Raw genomic sequence first — 19,571 nt, forward strand, 5'->3', positions numbered from 1 at the left:
GATAAGAGCGCTACATAGCTCTTATCTTTTTATTAGTATTTCTTTAAGCAATGAATTGCGATTTAATAACTCTCTAGGATTTCCACACTCAATAATACTTCCTTCTTTCATTACCACAACACGATCAGCTAGTATTATCCTCTCTACGTCATGCGTTGCCACGATTCTCGTTACATCTCTTCCTAGTCCTTCAATCATATTCCAAACAACTTCTTGATTGCTCGGATCTAATCCCGCAGTCGGTTCATCTAAAATAATAAGATTCGGATTTGATACAATCGCTCGCAGTAATGCAAGGCGTTTCCTTTCCCCTCCTGAAAACTCTTCACCGCTTTTATGTAGTTCAGTTTGAATCCCTTCAGATAACCCACTAATAATTAGCTTCACATTTACAAGTTCAATATTTGTTTCTAACTGGTTTTCTAAGTCTTTTTCTTGAAAATACATATTCTCTTTTACTGTCGCCCGAAAAAAACGAGGTTCTTGCCACACTATAGTCATACGCGCTTCATTACCATAATAAGCAATGCTACCTTTAGATGTTTTATACAAACCCGTTATTAACTTTAACAGCGTCGTTTTTCCTGCACCACTTTCTCCCACAACGATAACAAGTTCCCCAGGATTAATTTGCAAATTAATATTATTAATTCTACATTTCTCTTCATCATTTTCCTGAAATGAAACATTTGTTATCTTCATTCCCATCGCTCTTTCTACATTACTGTCCGCCGCTCGTTTATCTAAAAAGAAAAATACTCGATTTGCTGAGGCGATTGCAACTTGTGTCATCACTAATAAATCACTCGCATAACGTACAGGGAAAAATAACATCTCAATTGTAGCTAATACCGCCACAAGCGAACCGACCGCCATTTCCCCTCTCATTATTTTTTGTGCGCCTATAATAAGAACGACTACATATGCTCCTGTTTCTAAAACTGTTCCTACTATCCCAATACAATGTTGTATCATCGTCTTCTTTACTTCTGTTTTATAAGATTGTGCTGTTGCTCCTGTAAATAAACGAATTGCCCATTTTTCTTTTTGTAAACTACGTAAATCTTGTATACCCTTTACAAACTGTGACATCATCTCTACAACAGTTGAATGATTCTTTTGAGCAATACTCGCAATATTTTTTACCTTTTCCCCCATAAATATTGGAACAATTGCACTTAAAAATAAAAATGGGGTTACCCACCATATGAACTGCATATCTATATGTCGTAGTGCTATGATCGCACCGATAAATTGCGCGATAGCATGTATATATTCTATTAATATAGATCCATATAACCTAATCCAATTCGGGATATCAGATACGACTAAAGTTTCTAGCTCTCCCTGTTTGATTTTCTCACTCTCTTCCAATGGTAATGAGAAAAAATGTCGTAATACATCTATGCGCTTCTTTCGTAATATTCGTTGGCTCGCTTTTGAGCCTATATAATCAAATAAAAGATTGTTCACCCACATCATAAAGCGGCTAGCTGCAAACAAAGCAATGTACAGATACGCACCTTTTAACTCCTGCTGAATAAGATTACCTACAATTAGCCCCATGAAAATTGGACGGGATAAGTTTAAAATAGCAGCTATGATTCCACTACATATAGCGGCTATTACTAATATTTTTTCTTGTCGTAACGGTAACAATATTCTTTTATATTCTTTCATGATATTACCTCCATTTTTTTAGTAAAAAGAAAGGGATGAAACCAAATGGTTTCATCCCTTTTCATAAAATAAGGAAGCTAACATGCGTTAGCTTCCTTATCATTCATTTTAATTATTTAGTTCGACACTTTAGACTCTTCGATTTTCTCACGAAGAACCATTTGTAAGATACCACCATGACGGTAGTAGTCAATTTCAACTTCACTATCGAAACGAGCTACTACTTCAAATTGTTTTTCATTGCCTTCTGTATCGATTGCAACAACTTTTACAAGATCGCGTGGTCTAACTGTTTTGTCAATTTGAATTTCAAATGACTCGTTACCAACAAGACCTAACGTTTCAGCGCTTTCGCCATCTTTAAATTGTAATGGTAATACACCCATTAACACTAAGTTACTGCGGTGAATACGTTCGAAGCTTTCCGCGATTACTGCTTTAATACCTAATAAGTTTGTACCTTTCGCAGCCCAGTCACGAGAACTTCCCATACCGTAATCTTTACCAGCAACAACTAGAAGACCTGTTCCATCTTCTTTATACTTCATAGCAGCATCATAGATAGATGTTACTTCACCAGTTGGCCAATATGTTGTATATCCGCCCTCTGTACCTGGTGCAATTTGGTTTTTAATACGGATGTTTGCGAATGTACCACGCATCATAACTTCATGGTTACCACGACGAGAACCGTAAGAGTTAAAGTCAACTGGTTGTACACCGTTTTCTAGTAAGTAACGTCCAGCTGGTGTATGCTTACCAATTGAACCTGCTGGTGAAATGTGGTCTGTCGTTACAGAGTCACCAAATTTACCAACTATGCGTAAACCTGATAATGTTTCAACTTCACCTGGCTCTTTAGATAGTCCTTCAAAGAACGGTGGGTTTTGAATGTATGTTGAATCATTATCCCAAGTATATAAAGCTTCATTTGAAGTTTGGATTTCATTCCAACGCTCGTTGCTGTTAAATACTTGTGCATATTCTTTTTTGAACAATTCAGATGTAACAACACTTTGAACTACATCTTCAATTTCTTTAGCTGATGGCCAAATATCGTTAAAGTAAACAGCATTACCATTTACATCTTTACCGATTTCATCATTTTTCAGATCAATATCAACAGTACCTGCAAGCGCATATGCCACAACAAGTGGTGGTGACGCTAAGTAGTTTGCTTTTACAAGTGGGTGAATACGACCTTCGAAGTTACGGTTACCAGATAAAACAGATGTTACTAATAAATCATTTGCTGCGATTGCTTCTTCTAATTCGTCTGCTAATGGACCAGAGTTACCGATACAAGTCGTACAGCCGTAACCAACTGTTTGGAAACCTAATTGGTCTAAATATGTTGTTAAACCAGATTTATCTAGGTACTCTGTAACAACTTTAGATCCTGGTGCTAATGATGTTTTTACGTAACTAGGTACTTCAAGTCCTTTTTCAATTGCTTTTTTCGCAACTAGACCTGCCCCAATTAATACGTATGGGTTTGATGTATTTGTACAGCTTGTAATTGCAGCGATTGCAATTGCACCTGTTTTCATCGTTACTTCTTTATCTTCTAATGTAACCTTCACTTCTTTATCGAACTCTTGCTCATTAAATCCAAGTCCTTGTGTTCCAACTGGTGCTACAACAGCTTTGTGGAACGCATCTTTCATATCTGAAAGTGGAATTAAATCTTGTGGACGTTTCGGTCCAGAAAGGTTAGATTCAATTGTATTTAAATCAATTTCAACAAGATCAGTGTAGATTGGATCTTTACTGTCTGCTGTATAGAATAAACCGTTTGCTTTACAGTATTCTTCAACAACGCGAATTTGCTCTTCATCTCTACCTGTTAAACGTAAGTATTCTAATGAGATATCGTCGATTGGGAAGAATCCACAAGTTGCGCCGTATTCTGGTGCCATATTTGAAATTGTTGCACGGTCAGCTAAAGGCATGCTCTTTAGACCATTACCAAAGAACTCAACAAATTTACCAACTACACCTTTTTGACGTAATACTTGTGTTACTTTTAATGCAACATCAGTTGCTGTAGTACCACTTGGAAGTGTACCAGTTAATTTTACACCGATTACTTCAGGTACTGGGAAGTATGAAGGCTGTCCAAGCATTCCTGCTTCTGCTTCAATACCACCAACACCCCATCCAAGAACACCGATACCGTTAATCATCGTTGTATGAGAGTCTGTTCCAACTAATGAATCAGGATATGCTACTAAGTCACCTTCAGCATTTTTCACCGCGTGAACAACTGGTGCTAAATATTCAAGGTTTACTTGGTGTACAATACCTGTTGCTGGTGGAACTGCACGGTAGTTATCAAATGATTTTTGTGCCCAGCTTAAAAATTTATAACGTTCTTCATTACGTTTAAACTCTAAGTCCATGTTGAATTCAAGCGCGTCTGCTGTACCCGCTCTATCAACCTGTACAGAGTGGTCAATTACAAGGTCTACAGTAATTTCAGGGTTAATTTTATCAGGATCCCCACCCATGTCTGCCATTGCTTTACGAAGCGAAGCCAAATCAACAACAGCTGGAACACCAGTGAAATCTTGTAAAATTACACGAGATGGTTTAAATGGAACATCGATATCTTGAACATCTTTCGTTCCCCATTTCGCTAAATTTGTAACATGTTCTTCTGTAATTACGCGTCCATCTACTTGACGAAGTACAGATTCAAGTAAAACTTTCACGGAATATGGTAATTGAGATACGTTGCCAACCCCTGCATTTTCAAGCGCTTTCAATTGATAATAATGATACGTTTTTCCATCTACTTCAAAAGTTGCACGTGATTGAAATGGATTATGTTTGACCATTATGTTTCCCCCCTGTTAAACGTGACTAAGTTGTCTGAATATAAAATGTAGACAAACTTTTCAATACCTTACGATAATATCTTATTACAACTTTCTAAATAAGTAAATAATAAGAAACTTATAGATTATCATAAGTTTTCTTTATCTTTCTAAATTTGAATAGTGTTCATGCTCCTTATGAATACTATTACCATAAAGTAAAGTACTCTTTCAGCGCTTTACTTTTAGTTCATATATACTATGAACTGCTCATCATTCAACCTACAAAAAATATTATAGAGGTGAAATCAAATGGGTAAACGAAAAGCTAATCATGTCATTCCAGGAATGAATGCTGCTTCTGCACAAGGGCAAGGTGCAGGTTTTAATGAAGAATTTGCAAATGAGCCTTTAACTCCAGCAGAGCGACAAAATAATAAGAAACGCAAAAAGAACCAATAACGAAAAATCCCAAAAGGTACACTTGCCTTTTGGGATTTTTTCTAATGTTTATACTGCAGTAATTCTGACACCTTTACAAATCGATAGCCCTGCTTTTTAAGCTTTGGCAAAATTTCTGCTAACGCCTCAACTGTTTGACTACGATTGCTTCCTCCATCGTGCAACAATACAATATCTCCACTTTTAGCATTTTTCACAACATGATTTACAATGAATTCAACTCCTGGATTTGCCCAATCACGAGGGTCTTGGTGCCATGACCATAGAACAATTTGATACCCAGCTTCTTTAGCTGTTGTAAATACAGCATCATTAATGTATCCACCTGGAGGACGGAATAATAAAGGTTCTTTCACCCATTTTTTAAAATACTTCTTTCCATTTAAAATATCATTTTTTAATTTCTCATCTGATGAGTTACTTGCATACAAATGATCCATCGTATGATTTCCAATTTCATGTCCTTCTTTTAATACCCGTTTTACTAAATATGGATTACGCTGAACCCGAAATCCGATCATAAAAAAAGTAGCTTCTGCTTTGTATTGACGTAATAAATCTAATATTTGCGGTGTATAAGTTGCGTCTGGTCCATCATCAAACGTAATCGCAATAATCTTCTCATTATTAGGTACTTCCCACGTTACATAACCAGTTGGCTCTAACTCTTTTCTTAACAACATTTTAGCTTCCACTTTGTCCACTTGAAATATATGTACTGCACAAATTAAAGAAAAAATTAATAGAATAATTTTTCGTTTCAGCATAGTAGCACTAAAAGTAATGAGGTTGTTGAATACACAACAACCTCATTTACTTTTCTAATTGATCTACATTTCGCATAATATTTTGGAGATTATTTTCGTATTGCTCAAGTTGTGGACGTTGTGTTTCCGAAGCTACTTCAAGTGCATTTTGAATTTGTTCATACGCTTGTTGAACCTCTTGACGTAACTCTTTTAAATCATGACCGTAGTTTGGATCATTTTTCACAATATTGTTGAATGAATTTTCTGCTTGTGTAACCCCTTGCTGCGCTGCTTGAAAAGCTTGTTGCTTATCTTTATGATATGGCATTATACTTTCCCCTTTCTGTAATAGTTAGTCCCATTTATCTTTACCCTTTTTTCAAAAAACATTCTCGTATAAATTCGCAAACTTCTCTCATTCTAAAGAGAAAGAGGAGGTGTCACATACAATGGGAAAAAACAATCGCGAATCTAAAGAAAAAAAAGGACAACCTGAACCATTAAGCGGATCTCATAAAGTAAAAAACCGGAACCATTCACGCCAAAAAAATCATGCGCATCATGATATGTAAAACAAAGCATTCACACTAGCTACCTTTACCACATACAATGTTTATATTTTTCCATTTATTCTTCACCCCTACCTCGTTCATGCATAACATAGTATGAATTGAGATTTTACGGAGGGTGTCTTACATGGGCAAGAAAAAGAAGGATTGTCTTTTTCATGTTGATGGTTTCGAAGAATGGATGGATCAATTTTGTTCCGATTCTTGTAGTAATTTTAGTTTTCCAAATCAAATTCATATTGACCTTTGTGAAACTGAACAAGAATACATTTTGGAAACAGATGTACCAAATGTGACTGAACAAAATGTACTCATTAAAAAGATGGAGACAGGCCTAAACATTTGCATACTTCATAAAAATACTTCTTTACAGCGGATCATTCCTTTACCCGCTAATATTATTTATAAGAAGATGCTAGCCTGCTCAGAGAATGGATTTTTAGCCATTCATATTTCAAAAAATGAAGTTGCTGATAAGCATGAAAAGAAAGTTCTTTTTTCAAATTAAGAGTTAAAATAAATACAAACATAAGCCCCAGTTGATTACTGGGGCTTATGTTATTTCGCATGCATTTCTATATTAGAATTTCTATCATATCTTTTTTTCAATAACCCTTTTGTAACTAAAAGAACCGGAAATGCTACAATTGAAAATATAGATAGTGCTGAAAATACTACAAACCCATTTTGATACCCGTAATAATCAAGAAGTACGCCCCCAAACCAAGGACCAATTACTCCTCCAATTCCGGAAAAGCCCATCGCTCCAAAATAAGTCCCCTTTAGATTTGAGACAGCTATATCATCAATAAATACATCCGTCATTGAAAACATTAAAACTTCTCCCACTGTAAAAATAAATGTACATACAGCGGCCCCTAACGTAGATTCTACTATTCCAAATCCAAATAACCCTGCGCTCACAAATAAAGTGCCAACCATAATGGATGCTAATGGTGTATACTTTTTACACGTTTGAATAACAGGGTATTGAATAATCACTACAACAATTGCATTTAAAGCTAGCATATATGAAAATAACTTCACTCCATCCTGAAATATATGTGCATTTGCAAAATATTGAGATACTGTCGTCGTTAGATGAGAAAAGCCACAATTACTCAAAATAATACCGACTAATGCAACTAAAAATACGACATCCTTTCGCAATATACGAATTGCATTTAACATTGTAACAGGCTTTTCTGTATTTATTTTCTTTCGTTCCAGTGGATACTTCTTAAATTGGAACGCTAATATAGCTGTATATAAAATGTATACCCCAGCTGCTACTAAAAAAGGAATTGTTGATTTTGCGCTACCAATTTGTAGTCCAACAATTGGTCCGATTGCAACCCCAACATTTATTGCACCGTATCGTAAATTATAGACGAGTAACCGATACTCTGGTTTCGTTAAATCTGATAATAACGCTCTTGATGTCGGTTCAAAAAATGACTTACATAATCCATTTAAAGCATTTAATAAAAAGAAGCTTAAAACATGATTCGCAAGTGAAAAACCTATAAACACAAAAATCCAAACGATCATGGACCAGATCATAATCGTTTTCCGGCCAAATCGATCTGATAAATTCCCTCCAATAAAACTAGCAAACACGCCAACAAGTGCACTCGTTCCAATAATAGCCCCCGTCATCCCAGCGGAAACATCTTTTACAGTTGTTAAATAAATCGCTAAAAAAGGGATACTCATTGAAGTAGCAAACCTAGCAAACAATGTCCCTAAAATAATACTCATTCCAAGTGGATGAATATGCTGTAACTTCCCCTTCATCATTAAACCTACTCTCCCTATTTTCACATAAAAAAAGAAAGCAAAGGATCTGCTTTCTTTTCCTTTTTCTATACTTGAGCTGTTGATACCCGAGCCGTTCTCGTTATGTCCATATCAATTCCATATGTAAACTGTAATTCTTTACAAACATCTTTAATTAAAATTGCAACATTATACTTTTCATTAAATTGTAAAACGATGTTTTCTACTTCTTCGTATGTATACCTATATTCTCCTGTAATGACACTTTTTAAATCAAAGCATTCATTGATGCAAAGTTGTACAAGTAGCTGGTCATATTTCTCTATTACATCTTCTTTCTTCCAAAGTAACTCTTTTACATATAACCGATCATACTTCACACTTTCACGGTTACAATCCGTTAAAATCCGGGTCATTTCATTTAATTCTCGATATAATTCGGAAATATTTCTGCTTAAACTAAGCAATTTATCTACGCCATTTTCATATAACATGTTCATTCCACCCCCGCATTTTCTTTTTCTTATTATAGCAAGAAAATTCTAAAAATAGTTTCTTTCTTCTGAAATATTAGGAAACTAATTTCGATTGCTTTACAATGAAACTAGCGAACACGAAAGGGGAAAGAAAATTGGAGCACAAATTATATTACACTGACGCTTATAAGCAAGACTTTACTACTAAAATTATAAAACAAGATTATGATGAAGAAGGTAACTTATATGTTGTTTTAAATGAAACTGCCTTTTATCCGACGGGTGGTGGGCAGCCGCATGATACTGGAACTTTAAATGGTATTGCTGTACTCAACGTTGAAGAAGTTGATGGAGAAATTCGCCACTTCATTGCGGAACAATTACATACAGAAGAAGTAGAAGGTAAAATTAATTGGGAACGCCGTTTTGATCATATGCAGCAACATGCAGCTCAGCACATTTTATCTGCTGCTTTTTGGGATCATTTTAACATACCCACTATCGGATTCCATCTTGGAAAAGAAACGGTAACAATTGATTTAGAAACAGAAAATCTCCATGCGGAAACAGTTGAAAAAGCTGTGCAAATTGCGAACAACATTGTTTTTGAAAACCATCCAATCCGTATAGAGTGGATGAACTTAGAAGAAGCGAAAACATTACCTCTTCGTAAAGAACCCACTATGACAGAAAATATACGCGTTGTTATTATCGAAAATTTCGACTACAACGGTTGTGGTGGAACGCATCCGAAACGTACAGGTGAAGTAGGTCCTATTCAAGTACTGAACTGGGAGCGCAATAAAGGTGGCATCCGCTTAACATTTATCGCTGGTTGGCGCACACTTAAACTGATGGGGCAACAGCAACAAATTATGAAAGATGTTTCTAAACAATTAAACAGTAGCGAAACTGATATTCCAACAAAAGTAGCACAGATTCTTACTTCTCAAAAAGAAAACGAAAAAGCAATACAAACAATGAATGAAAAACTACTATTTGCAGAAGCGAATGAACTATTGCAACAGTCAGAAGAAATACACGCTGGAACACTTATTTCTAAAGTATTTATAAATCGTTCCATGCAAGAAATCGCAAAACTTTCTGCTATTATTACAGAACAACAAGAGCATGCAATTACGTATTTCGTCATTGAAAATGATGACAAACTACAATGCATTCTCGCTTGCGGAAAAACAGTAACGCTCGATATGAATACACTTTTAAAAGATGCCCTTCCTACAATTGAAGGAAAAGGTGGCGGAAATAAAAAAAGTTCTCGCGGTGGCGGGAAAGCGATTATGAGCGGGGATGAGTTTTTAAATCAACTTGTTTCTTCTTTACAATCTGCAGTGTAAAACATTTTTAGGAAGGATAGCTAACAGCCCTCCTTCCTCTATATTTACAAACCAATATTTTGTTTCAATCCTTGATAACTCCCTGCATTTGCAAATCCTTCATTTACCAGTTTTATAAAAGTTTCCGAAAAATCATACTGACTTAATTCTACAATTGGTACCATTTGCACATCATGAATCGGATTATGATCAAATTCATTAGAAGGAAGTATAATTTCACCTTCTACCTTTTCAAGTAAAAATGTAATATGTAATAAAGCTGGCAGAGCATCCGGTTTATCACAAACATAGAGTAGCTTCTTAATTTTAACTTCTAACCCTGTTTCTTCTCTCATTTCTCGAATCATTGCTTCTTCTAACGTTTCACCGCTTTCTACTCTTCCTCCAGGTAAAGACCAATTCCGATTAGCAACTTTTTGCTTTACTAGCAATACTTTTTCATCTTCAATTAAAATTCCAGTAACACGAACTTGCATTACATTTTCCATACCCAATCTCCTCTTCCCATTAAATTTACAAGTTAACCCTTCCATAAAAAGAACGTACGTTTTATAATAAAAGAAGATTATGGAAGAAAGAAGTTGTTACATTTATGCGTCCACCTTTAACAAAGTCTATATCACTCGAAGATTTCCAAAATTACTATTGGCTAAAAGCTGAACTACAAACATTTTGTCGTGAACATGATTTGCCAGCTAGTGGTTCTAAAATTGAAATAACAGAGCGTATCTCACATTATTTAACTACGGGTAAAATATTAAAAAACAGTTCTCACCAAAAAGTGAGTAAAACTTCTCTCTCTTATAAAAACCTTTCTCTTCAAACAATTATTACTGAAAATCACCGCTGTAGCGAAGATGTGCGTGCTTTTTTCAAAGAAAAAATTGGAGAAAACTTCCGTTTTACAGTGACTCTTCAAAAGTTTTTCAAAGAAAATGTTGGAAAAACATATGAAGATGCGATAACGTTTTGGCATGAAGAAAACGAACGTAAAAAAGACCCCACATATAAAACAACTATCGGTACACAATTTGAATACAATCGTTTTACTCGCGACTTTTTCGAAGATCCAAATAACAAAGGAAAATCAAAAGCTGATGCTATTGCTGCTTGGAAAGAAATAAAAACAAAACCTGGTAGCAATGCCTATATTCCTCAAAAAGTAGAAAACTAGTTACCTTGCTAGTCTTCTACTTTCTCAAATAATAACGCAAGCCCTATCCCACCACCAATTCCTAACGTCGCAATTCCATATTTCATATGCTCTCTTTTCGCCTGATAAAACAAGCGCGTTACAAGCATAGATCCAGACGCACCGTACGGATGACCGAGTGCTATTGCACCACCATTTACATTTAACTTTTCATACGGAATGTGTAACTCCTTTGCACAAGCCACAATTTTTGAAGCAAATGCTTCATTTATTTCAAAATAATCAATGTCCTCTACTTTTAAGTTCATTTCACTTAACAATTTATTCACTGCAAATATCGGACCCGCCCCTGGAAGATTCGGATTCACTCCAACTACAGCACTGCGAACGAAACGAAGAACAGGCTTATATCCTAATTTCCGAGCTTGTTGTTCTTCCATTATAAGAACAGCACATGCACCGTCATTTACACCACACGAATTTCCTGCTGTCACCGTTCCGTTTTGCCAAAATGCAGGTTTCGTTCTCTTAATAATTCTTTCATACTTCATTTCTCGCTTTATAGCTTCATCTAATAATCCATTAAGTGACAATATTTCATCTTGTATATATCCATTTTCTAACGCTTGTAATGTCCGGTTATAACTAAGACAAGCGTACTCGTCTTGCATTTCTCTCGTTATGTTATAACGCTCCGCAACATATTCAGCCGCTACTCCCATATCAGGATCACCAATTATTTCAGGTGAAAACCGCGCTCTCTTTTGAAAAGGTGACGTACTTGTACTCTCTACTCCCCCGGCGATATAACAATTACCTGCTCCCCCTTGAATGAGATGACACGCCATACGTACTGCTTCCAATCCAGCACCACATTGCCGGTCAATCGTTACACCAGGAATATGATAACCGAGCCCCGCCTCTAAAGTAGACAGCCTTGCAATATTTCCTCCCGGCCCAACAACATTCCCTAATATAACATCGTCTATTTCTCTCTCAATTCCTTTACTTAAAAACGTAAGAAGTGGTGCTGCTAATTGCTGAACTTCATAATCTTTTAACATCCCATTCTTCTTGCCAATAGGTGTTCTTTTCGCCTCTACAATAACTGCCTTATTCATATATTTTCTCCCGATTTTCAATCATACTTTTTGCTGCAACACGAGCAATCTTCCCGCTATTTGTATACGGTATTTCATCTACAAAATGCCATTCTTTCGGTATTTTAAAAGAGGATAATTGGTGTAAACAAAAACTCTTTAATTGTTGCTTCGTAGCGCTTCCTTTTACAATAGCGACAGGCTTTTCACCCCAATAACTATCTTCTACACCAACTACAACTATTTCATCAACAGCTGGATGTGTCTGTACTACACTTTCTATTTCTTCTGGGAAAATATTGATTCCTCCAAATAAAATCATATTCTTCTCTCTACCAACAATGTATATAAAGCCTTCTTCATCTTGATAGCCTACATCTCGCACTGTCATCCAGCCATCTACAGTCAACTCTGGGACTAAAACCCCATCCATTATGTATCCTATGAAAAATTGATCACTTTTCACATAAACAGTTCCTATCTCACCTGTCTGTACTTCTTCTCCTGCTTCACTACATATTCGAACTTTCACATTGTGACAAGGTTTTCCTACTGAATTTGGCTTTCTATCGCCCTCTTCATCGACTAATGCTGTTACAAAGCTAAGTTCTGATGCACCGTAAAATTCATATTTTTTCGCACAAGGAAATATACTCTTTATTTTTTCTTTTGCTTCAGCTTCCCATTTCGCTCCTGACGAAATAATTTTCATTTTATTTTCTATTACTCTATTTTCTTTATATAAAGACTCAAGCATCGTCGGGACTGTATACATGACCGAAATATTTTCAGTTTCCAACTTGTCCAACACTTGATTTGGAATAAACTTTCTCATAATGTGCACCGTTTGTCCTACATACAATGCACTTATTGCGCCGTATAAGAAAAGAGAATGAACAAGCGTCCCAGCTATAATAATAGAATCTTCCTTTTTCATATGAAAGTCTTGTACATTACAATCAAAACTATGAACCCACGATTGTTGTGCACGTAAAAATGCTTTTGCTTTTCCAGTTGATCCTGATGTGAATCCCATATAAAAAGGAGTATTTTGTACATTTTCTGCAGTGGCATCTGTAGGTAGATAGTTCTCTATCATTCTTTTCCATTCATCAATTACAATTACTCTTCCTTCTTCACCCGAAATATCATTTAACTTATACCGTTCTGTCACAACCATATCCGGATTACTAATTACAATTCTTTCTTTGAGCTCATCCTTTTTCCATTTTATATCTAATGGCACACAAACCCATCCAGCCATGGCAGCACCAGCAAATAGTTCTAAAAACTCCATACGATTTTCTAACACGATTGCTATAGTTTTATTCTTCGATTCTTTTTCATTTAACCAGTTTGCTACTTTACAAACTGACTCGAACCACTCTTTATATGTTAAAACTCTATCATTTTCCTTAATCGCTATTTTATTTGATTGTAAAGAGGCATGCTTTTTATATTCTTTTGTAATCCCCATATGAGACGTCCTTTCTTTACAAAATAATAAAAAGAAACACGCAATTAGCGTGTTTCTTCTCTCTTATCCCGCTTTTGTATATTTTTTATTCTTCAAAGCAGGCGTAATAATATGTTTCAATGAACGATGTAATTTTGTCACGAGAATTGCTGCTATAATCGCTTTTATACAATCACCTGGTAAAAATACTACACTTACTTTCATCGTTTCCCATACGGAAATATCCATTACGAAAGCTTGTACAATGATACCAAATACATAAACTACGAAAATACCACCAATTATATTAATGCATAATACTTTTATAATAGAAACTTCACGTAAACGCTCAATTAAATAACCAATTACAAATGCTCCTACAATATAACCTAGTAAATATCCTGCACTTGGCCCAACAAATACACTTGGACCACCACGTCCACCCGCAAGTAATGGTGCACCAACTCCTACAATAAGTAAGAAAACGAGCTGACTTAGTGCTCCAAGACGTGATCCTAACAGTCCACCCGCAAGCATAACACCGAGTGATTGTAAAGTAATCGGAACTGGTGTAATAGAAAGAGCAATCGGAGGAATTAATCCTAGCACTCCCATAATAGAACTAAATAAAGCGACGAAAACTAAATTTTTTGTATTCATGTTTGCTTCTCCTATTTGTAAACTTGAAGTTGATTTTAGATAACATATTACAAGAATTATATTATCTTTCAACTCACTGTTTGTCAACTTGATTTTAACGTAAGTTTACAAATAAGAATTCAATTATTTCTCTTTATGCAAATGCTCAAGTTCTTTCCTAAGCGCCTGTTTTAAAAACTTCCCAACAGATGTTTTCGGTATTTCTTCCATAAATACAATATCGTCTGGTAACCACCACTTAGCAAACTGTGGTTTTAAAAACTCATATAATTCTTCTTTTGTCACAGCGCTATTTTTCTTTTGAACAACGCAGGCAACTGGGCGCTCTTGCCACTGCGGATGTGGAACTGCGACAACAGCCGCTTCAAATATAGCGTCATGTGCCATTAACGCATTTTCAAGATCCACGGAAGAAATCCATTCTCCTCCGCTTTTAATAACATCTTTCGTACGGTCAACAATTTTTACGCAGCCTTCCTCATCAACTGTAACGACATCGCCAGTATATAACCAACCGTCACGGAATCCTTCGACAGTACGATCATCGTTATAATAGCTTTCAGCGATCCACGGCGCTCGTAAACATAATTCTCCCATCTCCGTACCATCCCACTTCACTTCACCATTTGTACCAACTACTTTCATTTCAACACCTGGCACAAGATATCCTTGTTTTGAGCGGATTTCTAATTGCTCTTCATATGACAAGTCTGTTTCATAGCTTTTCAAACGCGCAAGTGTTACGAGCGGGCTTGTTTCAGTCATGCCGTATGCATGTATAAAAGGAACATTATATTTTTGTTCAAACGCTTTAATAACGCTTTTCGGTGCAGCTGCGCCTCCGCATAATATTCTCGTTATACTAGATAAATCGTAACTATTATTTTCTAACTCTTGTAAAACACCGAGCCAAATTGTCGGCACACCCGCAGCTATCGTTACTTTTTCAGTTTGAATCATTTCTAATAAAATTTTCGGCGTAAACATCGGTCCCGGAAGAACTTGTTTTGTCCCAAACCAAGTAGCCGCAAAAGGGAGTCCCCAAGCGTTCACATGAAACATTGGCACAATAGCCATTGCTGCATCACTTTCCGATAAAGCTGTCGTATCCGCTAACCCGAGTGCCATACAGTGTAACACTGTACTACGATGTGTATAAACAACACCTTTTGGATTTCCTGTAGTCGCTGACGTATAACACATACCAGCAGGTGTGTTTTCATCAATATCTTTTACAAATTGGAAATTTGGATCGCCTTCTGCTAATAGCTTTTCATAATGATATACAGGCTCTAGTGTAGTATTTGGAAGTTCATCTTTATCAGTCATAATAATGTAGGCTTGTACAGTTGTTAATTCAGACTGAATCTTTTCAACGAGTGGTACAAGATCTTCATCAATAAGTAGAATTCGATCTTCAGCGTGCTGAATAATGTATGAAATATGTTGAGGAGATAAACGAATATTAATTGTGTGCAAAACGGAAGCAATACCTGGAATAGCAAAATATGCTTCCACATGTCGATGATGATTCCATGCTAACGTTCCTACACGTTCGCCTTCTTTAATCCCAATCTTTTTTAACGCACTAGAAAGTCTTCTCGTCCTTTCTCCTAGCTGCTTATACGTTAATGTTGTAACTGTATCATGTGTCCTTGAAACAATTTCTTTCTTCGGGAATAACTTTTCTGCTCTTTCCATCATAGAACTAATTGTTAGCGGTACATTCATCATCATATTAGTGACAGCCTCCCTTTAAAGCGTTTTCATTTTCATATATTATAACAGACTTCTACAAATATTTACGATATTTTTCAGTATTTTCTGAATTATTTCTTTGGAAATAATTCAAATCAATAAAAAACATGTTTTGAATACATTTATCCAAAACATGTTTTCTCTTATTTATAAACTGTCTACCTTTTTTCTCACTTTCTTTTTCAGTTTAAAAATGAAACGATTGATGAGCATCCCATACAGTATAAGTTGTCATCTCTTTATCTGAAGCATACTCATATATATGTAAAACATCACTCATATTAATTTTTCTTAATATAAGACGTTTCGTATACAACATTGGATATGACCATTTCTCAATAATCATAACGGCTTCTGTTTAAACTTTTCATAATTCCGCACCTTTAACAAAAGGATATTCCCGCAATCTGTACAAATATAAGCATCCACTGGTGAAGATGTGAACATTGTCTCCTTTTTCCTTATTTGTGCATAGCCGACAAACTCACCCTCTCCTATGTTATGAGAACCACAATTAGAGCATGTCTGCACGTCTTTCTGTTTCATGAGAGCACCACCTTTAATCTATTTCTACTCCCTTCGACAGCCCACTTCCATTTCCCTTCCAAAAAACTTCTTATTCTCTTACATTGCAACAGGAATCTCAGAACAAAAATCGTATATGTACTATGAAATATATTTATTGACGGAGGAATCTTATGAGTACTATTATGACATTCAATGCAGCACAAGAAATTGAAAATGCGGAAATACATATGCTTTCTTCTAGATTAGAAGCACTACAAGCAATAAGCGGAAACCCAATGCAAGTACAAATGAAAAAATTCGGGAGTACCACTGCCTTTTCATCAAAAGCAATCGCTGGTCCTACTTTTAATACAGTAAAAGGCATTACATTTACAAATACAGATCAGATAGATGAAATCATCTCTTATTATCAATCACTACAAATTCCTTGCCGTTTTGAAATTACGCCAGCGCAAGGTACAGCTGAACTATTTCAATACTTATCTCAAAAAGGGTTTTACCAATCTAGCTTCCATACCGCTTTATATAGTATACCGAGAGAAGATTCATCCCTTCTTCCTTCTAACATTTCAGTACGCAAACTAAAAGAAAATGAGTTTAATATTTTTGCAGACATATATGTAAGCGGATTTAATATGCCGTCCTTTACAAAAGATGGCGTCCATCAAAACAACGAAATTCTTTACAATAAACCAGGATGGCATTTTTTCATAGCTGAAGTTCAAAATATCCCTGCTGGTATTGGTGTCCTGTATATAAAAGGTGTCGCATCATTAGCTGCTTCTGCTACTTTGCCAGAATTTCAGCGTAAAGGGTGTCATACTGCATTAATTCAGAAACGAATAGAAACAGCAATAGCATCAAACTGCCAATTAATAGTTGGACAAGCTCGATTTGGTAGCGGCAGTCAACATAATATGGAACGTGCCCATATGAAAATCGCTTATACAAAATCAATATGGACCGCAAAAGACATGTAATTAACATTCTTTCTCTTCCTATTATAATCTTATACATTTTATGACAATTCCTTTTCTATCCTATTAATCATTTGAATATTCAAACTAGATTTGTTACGCTATCATTAGATACATCATTCAACTTGCAATATGAAAAGAAATTTCTGATCAAACTACAAGGAGGAGAAATGTATGAATAAATATGATCACGGTTTAAAAGAAAAAGTAGAAGGCACCATTGATAAAGTAAAAGGCGAAGTAAAGGAAGTTGTCGGGAAAGTAACAGACAATAAGAAATTACAAGCTGAAGGAAAATGGGATAAGATAAAAGGTAATGCCAAAATTACTGTCGGTAATGTAAAAGAAAAAGTACATGAATATAAAGAACATAAGGAAAACAAATAAAAAGAGCCATATGGCTCTTTTTATTTACCCTCACTCTTCTCTAACACATATAAATCTTCTTCGATATTTGATAATTTTTCAGTTACAAGTTTTCTTGCATCTCCAATTGCTTGATTGTATGCAAATGGTCCTACTAATTTAATCATTTCTTCTATTAAACGTTCTGCTTGGAAACGTCCAATCTCATCTAAATCTTCTTCAATGAAAAATTGCTGAATTTGTGCTACGAGCTCTTCTTTTTTATCAGTTGGTATTTTTATGTTCATCATCATTCGTTACTCCTCTATATTTAAGATAATACTTTCCTTAACTCTACCATAGAAAAGCGATTTCCTGGACAAGTTTTTGTAACCCCTTCTAACTCCCTATGGCCGAGTATATTTCCTTTCTCTATGGCAAACTGCTTCATAAATATTTTACATAAAGAATATAATGAATTCATTTGTGCAGTAGTTGGATCATATTTATCAAAATTTCCTGTCATACATATTCCAATTGTATCACTATTATTATCTTTCGCATGTGCTCCAATATGTAAACCTCGCCCTTCGACTACAGTTCCATCTTCTTCAATAAAATAATTGTAACCAATCCCGCTCCATCCCCTTACCTTTTGATGAAATTCGTGAGTTTTATAAACATCCCATCCATCTTCTGACGTATGATGAATTATTAACTTATTTACTTTTTCTAAAGGAACTAACTCATCTTGAAATGTTAAATTTACGCATTTAATTTCCATCTGAACTTCCTCCTTTTAAAAATCGATCATAATAAGTGTTTTATCATCTGGCCTTATTCTCTGCTCACCTTCTAGCTGTTCAATAATCACTACATATTCTTCTATACTATTCTTTTTTATATATGCAACAGTTTGTTCTAATGACCAATCCGGGTGGAATAATCCATCTGAACAAATAAAAATCCCACTTAATTCTTCTACTTGTAATTCACCATATTGTAAATAATCCATTGCTTCTTTCATCCCATTTGCAACTGAATACCCATTTGGCATATTTGCAAGGTAACGATTGTATTTTAACTGTTCTCGAACATCTTGAAAAATATGTTCTTCTGGCACAGATAACCCTTTTTTACGATCTTCTTCCCTCTTCTTTTTTGCTCGTTTACTAATTCCTTTAACTGTGTCTTTCGTTAATACTTGAATCGTTCCATTTTGAAGGATTGCGACGATCATACAGTCCCCTAGCTGCGCATATTCAATTTTCTCACCATCTATTTGAACTGCCGCAATACATGTACACCACAAATGCTCTTTTTTGCTCGTATCAACCTTATATTCTAGCATCTTGTTCTGCAATAAATCATTCGCTCTTGCAACTGCAACTTGTAAACTATGATTTTCACGTAATGAAGTAAAGTAACTGGCAAATAAATGCGAAGCGATGTACGCTCCATTATGTCCCTTTTCATCACGAAACGGGACGAGTGGTGTTGCACCATCACATACACCATAAATCATTTTATTTTCATTACCAAAAAATGAATCCTCACACTCATGTTTCAACGGGCTTTTTTGTTGATACGTTTTTATCCCCATATCTGTATCCCCTTTCAAGTTATGAAACAACCGAATTATTTTGATTAATCTAATTTTCCGAAATAAACTGTTTTTACCCAAAACTTTCAATATCATATA

General features: G+C 35.5%; 22 protein-coding genes and 1 pseudogene. 7 read left to right on the plus strand and 16 right to left on the minus strand.

Annotated features, from left to right (window positions below; all coding sequences use genetic code 11):
* Window positions 1-21: 21 nt before the first annotated feature.
* Both MR065_RS03485 and acnA read right to left on the minus strand, forming a co-directional pair.
* Window positions 22-1,680 (minus strand): ABC transporter ATP-binding protein, encoded by a 1,659-nt coding sequence (locus tag MR065_RS03485; RefSeq protein WP_242212511.1) that lies wholly within the window; start codon window positions 1,678-1,680, stop codon window positions 22-24.
* Between the two features lie 116 nt (window positions 1,681-1,796).
* The gene (acnA, locus tag MR065_RS03490; RefSeq protein ID WP_242212512.1) at window positions 1,797-4,520 is read right to left on the minus strand and encodes an aconitate hydratase AcnA; all 2,724 of its coding nucleotides are present in this window, start codon (window positions 4,518-4,520) and stop codon (window positions 1,797-1,799) included.
* 291 nt (window positions 4,521-4,811) lie between these two features.
* Here acnA and sspO point away from each other — a divergent pair, with 291 nt between their 5' ends.
* A complete protein-coding gene (gene sspO, locus MR065_RS03495; RefSeq protein ID WP_097902774.1) occupies window positions 4,812-4,961 on the plus strand; it encodes a small acid-soluble spore protein O in 150 nt (49 codons plus the stop codon).
* A 41-nt stretch (window positions 4,962-5,002) separates the two neighbouring features.
* On the opposite strand, the gene pdaB is transcribed toward sspO, so the two are convergent.
* Both pdaB and MR065_RS03505 read right to left on the minus strand, forming a co-directional pair.
* A complete protein-coding gene (gene pdaB / locus MR065_RS03500; RefSeq protein ID WP_242212513.1) occupies window positions 5,003-5,728 on the minus strand; it encodes a polysaccharide deacetylase family sporulation protein PdaB in 726 nt (241 codons plus the stop codon).
* 46 nt (window positions 5,729-5,774) lie between these two features.
* Window positions 5,775-6,038: a hypothetical protein gene (locus tag MR065_RS03505; RefSeq protein WP_088233240.1), complete on the minus strand. Its 264-nt coding sequence runs from the start codon at window positions 6,036-6,038 to the stop codon at window positions 5,775-5,777.
* A 121-nt stretch (window positions 6,039-6,159) separates the two neighbouring features.
* On the opposite strand from MR065_RS03505, the gene MR065_RS03510 reads away from it, so the two are divergent.
* Both MR065_RS03510 and MR065_RS03515 read left to right on the plus strand, forming a co-directional pair.
* Window positions 6,160-6,282 (plus strand): small acid-soluble spore protein P, encoded by a 123-nt coding sequence (locus MR065_RS03510; protein WP_000517651.1) that lies wholly within the window; start codon window positions 6,160-6,162, stop codon window positions 6,280-6,282.
* Between the two features lie 124 nt (window positions 6,283-6,406).
* Window positions 6,407-6,787 carry an Hsp20/alpha crystallin family protein gene (locus MR065_RS03515; protein WP_242212514.1) on the plus strand — a complete coding sequence of 127 codons (381 nt, stop codon included), beginning with the start codon at window positions 6,407-6,409 and terminating at the stop codon, window positions 6,785-6,787.
* Window positions 6,788-6,837: 50 nt separating this feature from the next.
* Here the strand turns inward: MR065_RS03515 and MR065_RS03520 are convergent, their stop codons facing one another.
* Together MR065_RS03520 and MR065_RS03525 are read right to left on the minus strand one after the other, a co-directional pair.
* Complete coding sequence (locus MR065_RS03520; RefSeq protein ID WP_242212569.1) at window positions 6,838-8,076, minus strand: MDR family MFS transporter; 1,239 nt, start codon at window positions 8,074-8,076, stop codon at window positions 6,838-6,840.
* Between the two features lie 68 nt (window positions 8,077-8,144).
* Window positions 8,145-8,552 carry a hypothetical protein gene (locus MR065_RS03525; RefSeq protein WP_242212515.1) on the minus strand — a complete coding sequence of 136 codons (408 nt, stop codon included), beginning with the start codon at window positions 8,550-8,552 and terminating at the stop codon, window positions 8,145-8,147.
* 137 nt (window positions 8,553-8,689) lie between these two features.
* Between MR065_RS03525 and MR065_RS03530 the strand changes: the two genes are divergently transcribed.
* Window positions 8,690-9,892: an alanyl-tRNA editing protein gene (locus MR065_RS03530; protein WP_242212516.1), complete on the plus strand. Its 1,203-nt coding sequence runs from the start codon at window positions 8,690-8,692 to the stop codon at window positions 9,890-9,892.
* A 44-nt stretch (window positions 9,893-9,936) separates the two neighbouring features.
* Here MR065_RS03530 and MR065_RS03535 read toward each other — a convergent pair whose 3' ends face one another.
* Window positions 9,937-10,380: an NUDIX hydrolase gene (locus tag MR065_RS03535; protein WP_242212517.1), complete on the minus strand. Its 444-nt coding sequence runs from the start codon at window positions 10,378-10,380 to the stop codon at window positions 9,937-9,939.
* A gap of 104 nt (window positions 10,381-10,484) precedes the next feature.
* On the opposite strand from MR065_RS03535, the gene MR065_RS03540 reads away from it, so the two are divergent.
* Window positions 10,485-11,066: a DUF6434 domain-containing protein gene (locus MR065_RS03540; protein WP_242212518.1), complete on the plus strand. Its 582-nt coding sequence runs from the start codon at window positions 10,485-10,487 to the stop codon at window positions 11,064-11,066.
* Between the two features lie 8 nt (window positions 11,067-11,074).
* Here the strand turns inward: MR065_RS03540 and MR065_RS03545 are convergent, their stop codons facing one another.
* The 6 genes and pseudogenes from MR065_RS03545 to MR065_RS03570 form a co-directional block, all read right to left on the minus strand.
* Window positions 11,075-12,166: an acetyl-CoA C-acyltransferase gene (locus tag MR065_RS03545; protein WP_242212519.1), complete on the minus strand. Its 1,092-nt coding sequence runs from the start codon at window positions 12,164-12,166 to the stop codon at window positions 11,075-11,077.
* Window positions 12,159-13,622, minus strand: coding sequence for an acyl-CoA synthetase (locus tag MR065_RS03550; RefSeq protein WP_242212520.1), 1,464 nt, complete (start codon window positions 13,620-13,622; stop codon window positions 12,159-12,161). Before MR065_RS03550 ends, MR065_RS03545 begins: the two co-directional genes overlap by 8 nt.
* Before the next feature lie 63 nt (window positions 13,623-13,685).
* Complete coding sequence (locus MR065_RS03555) at window positions 13,686-14,261, minus strand: biotin transporter BioY (RefSeq protein WP_242212521.1); 576 nt, start codon at window positions 14,259-14,261, stop codon at window positions 13,686-13,688.
* Window positions 14,262-14,384: 123 nt separating this feature from the next.
* Window positions 14,385-15,998 carry a long-chain fatty acid--CoA ligase gene (locus MR065_RS03560; RefSeq protein ID WP_242212522.1) on the minus strand — a complete coding sequence of 538 codons (1,614 nt, stop codon included), beginning with the start codon at window positions 15,996-15,998 and terminating at the stop codon, window positions 14,385-14,387.
* 214 nt (window positions 15,999-16,212) lie between these two features.
* Window positions 16,213-16,365 (minus strand): annotated as a pseudogene (locus MR065_RS03565) (GNAT family N-acetyltransferase); the annotation flags it as partial.
* Window positions 16,362-16,565, minus strand: coding sequence for a hypothetical protein (locus MR065_RS03570; RefSeq protein ID WP_071711348.1), 204 nt, complete (start codon window positions 16,563-16,565; stop codon window positions 16,362-16,364). The gene MR065_RS03570 and the pseudogene MR065_RS03565, both read right to left, overlap by 4 nt.
* A gap of 152 nt (window positions 16,566-16,717) precedes the next feature.
* Here MR065_RS03570 and MR065_RS03575 point away from each other — a divergent pair, with 152 nt between their 5' ends.
* A complete protein-coding gene (locus MR065_RS03575) occupies window positions 16,718-17,527 on the plus strand; it encodes a GNAT family N-acetyltransferase (RefSeq protein ID WP_242212523.1) in 810 nt (269 codons plus the stop codon).
* A 171-nt stretch (window positions 17,528-17,698) separates the two neighbouring features.
* Window positions 17,699-17,911, plus strand: a complete 213-nt coding sequence (locus MR065_RS03580; RefSeq protein ID WP_242212524.1) for a CsbD family protein — start codon at window positions 17,699-17,701, stop codon at window positions 17,909-17,911.
* 20 nt (window positions 17,912-17,931) lie between these two features.
* On the opposite strand, the gene MR065_RS03585 is transcribed toward MR065_RS03580, so the two are convergent.
* Genes MR065_RS03585 through MR065_RS03595 form a run of 3 tightly spaced genes read right to left on the minus strand, consistent with a single transcriptional unit; the run spans window position 17,932 to window position 19,472 of the window.
* Window positions 17,932-18,183, minus strand: a complete 252-nt coding sequence (locus tag MR065_RS03585; RefSeq protein ID WP_242212525.1) for a DUF2164 domain-containing protein — start codon at window positions 18,181-18,183, stop codon at window positions 17,932-17,934.
* A gap of 17 nt (window positions 18,184-18,200) precedes the next feature.
* Window positions 18,201-18,653, minus strand: a complete 453-nt coding sequence (locus tag MR065_RS03590; RefSeq protein ID WP_242212526.1) for a peptidoglycan recognition protein family protein — start codon at window positions 18,651-18,653, stop codon at window positions 18,201-18,203.
* Between the two features lie 15 nt (window positions 18,654-18,668).
* Window positions 18,669-19,472, minus strand: a complete 804-nt coding sequence (locus tag MR065_RS03595; RefSeq protein ID WP_242212527.1) for a protein phosphatase 2C domain-containing protein — start codon at window positions 19,470-19,472, stop codon at window positions 18,669-18,671.
* Window positions 19,473-19,571: the final 99 nt, after the last annotated feature.

This window comes from Bacillus cereus group sp. BfR-BA-01383 (assembly GCF_022663495.1).
Classification (GTDB): domain Bacteria; phylum Bacillota; class Bacilli; order Bacillales; family Bacillaceae_G; genus Bacillus_A; species Bacillus_A cereus_AU.

Excerpts from the sequence above, each read along its gene's own strand:
- MR065_RS03560 (WP_242212522.1), bottom strand. The coding sequence starts at position 15,998 with ATGATGATGAATGTACCGCTAACAATTAGTTCTATGATGGAAAGAGCA.
- MR065_RS03510 (WP_000517651.1), top strand. The coding sequence starts at position 6,160 with ATGGGAAAAAACAATCGCGAATCTAAAGAAAAAAAAGGACAACCTGAA.
- MR065_RS03535 (WP_242212517.1), bottom strand. The coding sequence starts at position 10,380 with ATGGAAAATGTAATGCAAGTTCGTGTTACTGGAATTTTAATTGAAGAT.
- MR065_RS03590 (WP_242212526.1), bottom strand. The coding sequence starts at position 18,653 with ATGGAAATTAAATGCGTAAATTTAACATTTCAAGATGAGTTAGTTCCT.
- MR065_RS03550 (WP_242212520.1), bottom strand. The coding sequence starts at position 13,622 with ATGGGGATTACAAAAGAATATAAAAAGCATGCCTCTTTACAATCAAAT.
- MR065_RS03585 (WP_242212525.1), bottom strand. The coding sequence starts at position 18,183 with ATGATGATGAACATAAAAATACCAACTGATAAAAAAGAAGAGCTCGTA.
- acnA (WP_242212512.1), bottom strand. The coding sequence starts at position 4,520 with ATGGTCAAACATAATCCATTTCAATCACGTGCAACTTTTGAAGTAGAT.
- MR065_RS03485 (WP_242212511.1), bottom strand. The coding sequence starts at position 1,680 with ATGAAAGAATATAAAAGAATATTGTTACCGTTACGACAAGAAAAAATA.
- MR065_RS03555 (WP_242212521.1), bottom strand. The coding sequence starts at position 14,261 with ATGAATACAAAAAATTTAGTTTTCGTCGCTTTATTTAGTTCTATTATG.
- MR065_RS03580 (WP_242212524.1), top strand. The coding sequence starts at position 17,699 with ATGAATAAATATGATCACGGTTTAAAAGAAAAAGTAGAAGGCACCATT.
- sspO (WP_097902774.1), top strand. The coding sequence starts at position 4,812 with ATGGGTAAACGAAAAGCTAATCATGTCATTCCAGGAATGAATGCTGCT.
- pdaB (WP_242212513.1), bottom strand. The coding sequence starts at position 5,728 with ATGCTGAAACGAAAAATTATTCTATTAATTTTTTCTTTAATTTGTGCA.
- MR065_RS03575 (WP_242212523.1), top strand. The coding sequence starts at position 16,718 with ATGAGTACTATTATGACATTCAATGCAGCACAAGAAATTGAAAATGCG.
- MR065_RS03570 (WP_071711348.1), bottom strand. The coding sequence starts at position 16,565 with ATGAAACAGAAAGACGTGCAGACATGCTCTAATTGTGGTTCTCATAAC.
- MR065_RS03515 (WP_242212514.1), top strand. The coding sequence starts at position 6,407 with ATGGGCAAGAAAAAGAAGGATTGTCTTTTTCATGTTGATGGTTTCGAA.
- MR065_RS03540 (WP_242212518.1), top strand. The coding sequence starts at position 10,485 with ATGCGTCCACCTTTAACAAAGTCTATATCACTCGAAGATTTCCAAAAT.
- MR065_RS03595 (WP_242212527.1), bottom strand. The coding sequence starts at position 19,472 with ATGGGGATAAAAACGTATCAACAAAAAAGCCCGTTGAAACATGAGTGT.
- MR065_RS03545 (WP_242212519.1), bottom strand. The coding sequence starts at position 12,166 with ATGAATAAGGCAGTTATTGTAGAGGCGAAAAGAACACCTATTGGCAAG.
- MR065_RS03520 (WP_242212569.1), bottom strand. The coding sequence starts at position 8,076 with ATGAAGGGGAAGTTACAGCATATTCATCCACTTGGAATGAGTATTATT.
- MR065_RS03505 (WP_088233240.1), bottom strand. The coding sequence starts at position 6,038 with ATGCCATATCATAAAGATAAGCAACAAGCTTTTCAAGCAGCGCAGCAA.
- MR065_RS03525 (WP_242212515.1), bottom strand. The coding sequence starts at position 8,552 with ATGTTATATGAAAATGGCGTAGATAAATTGCTTAGTTTAAGCAGAAAT.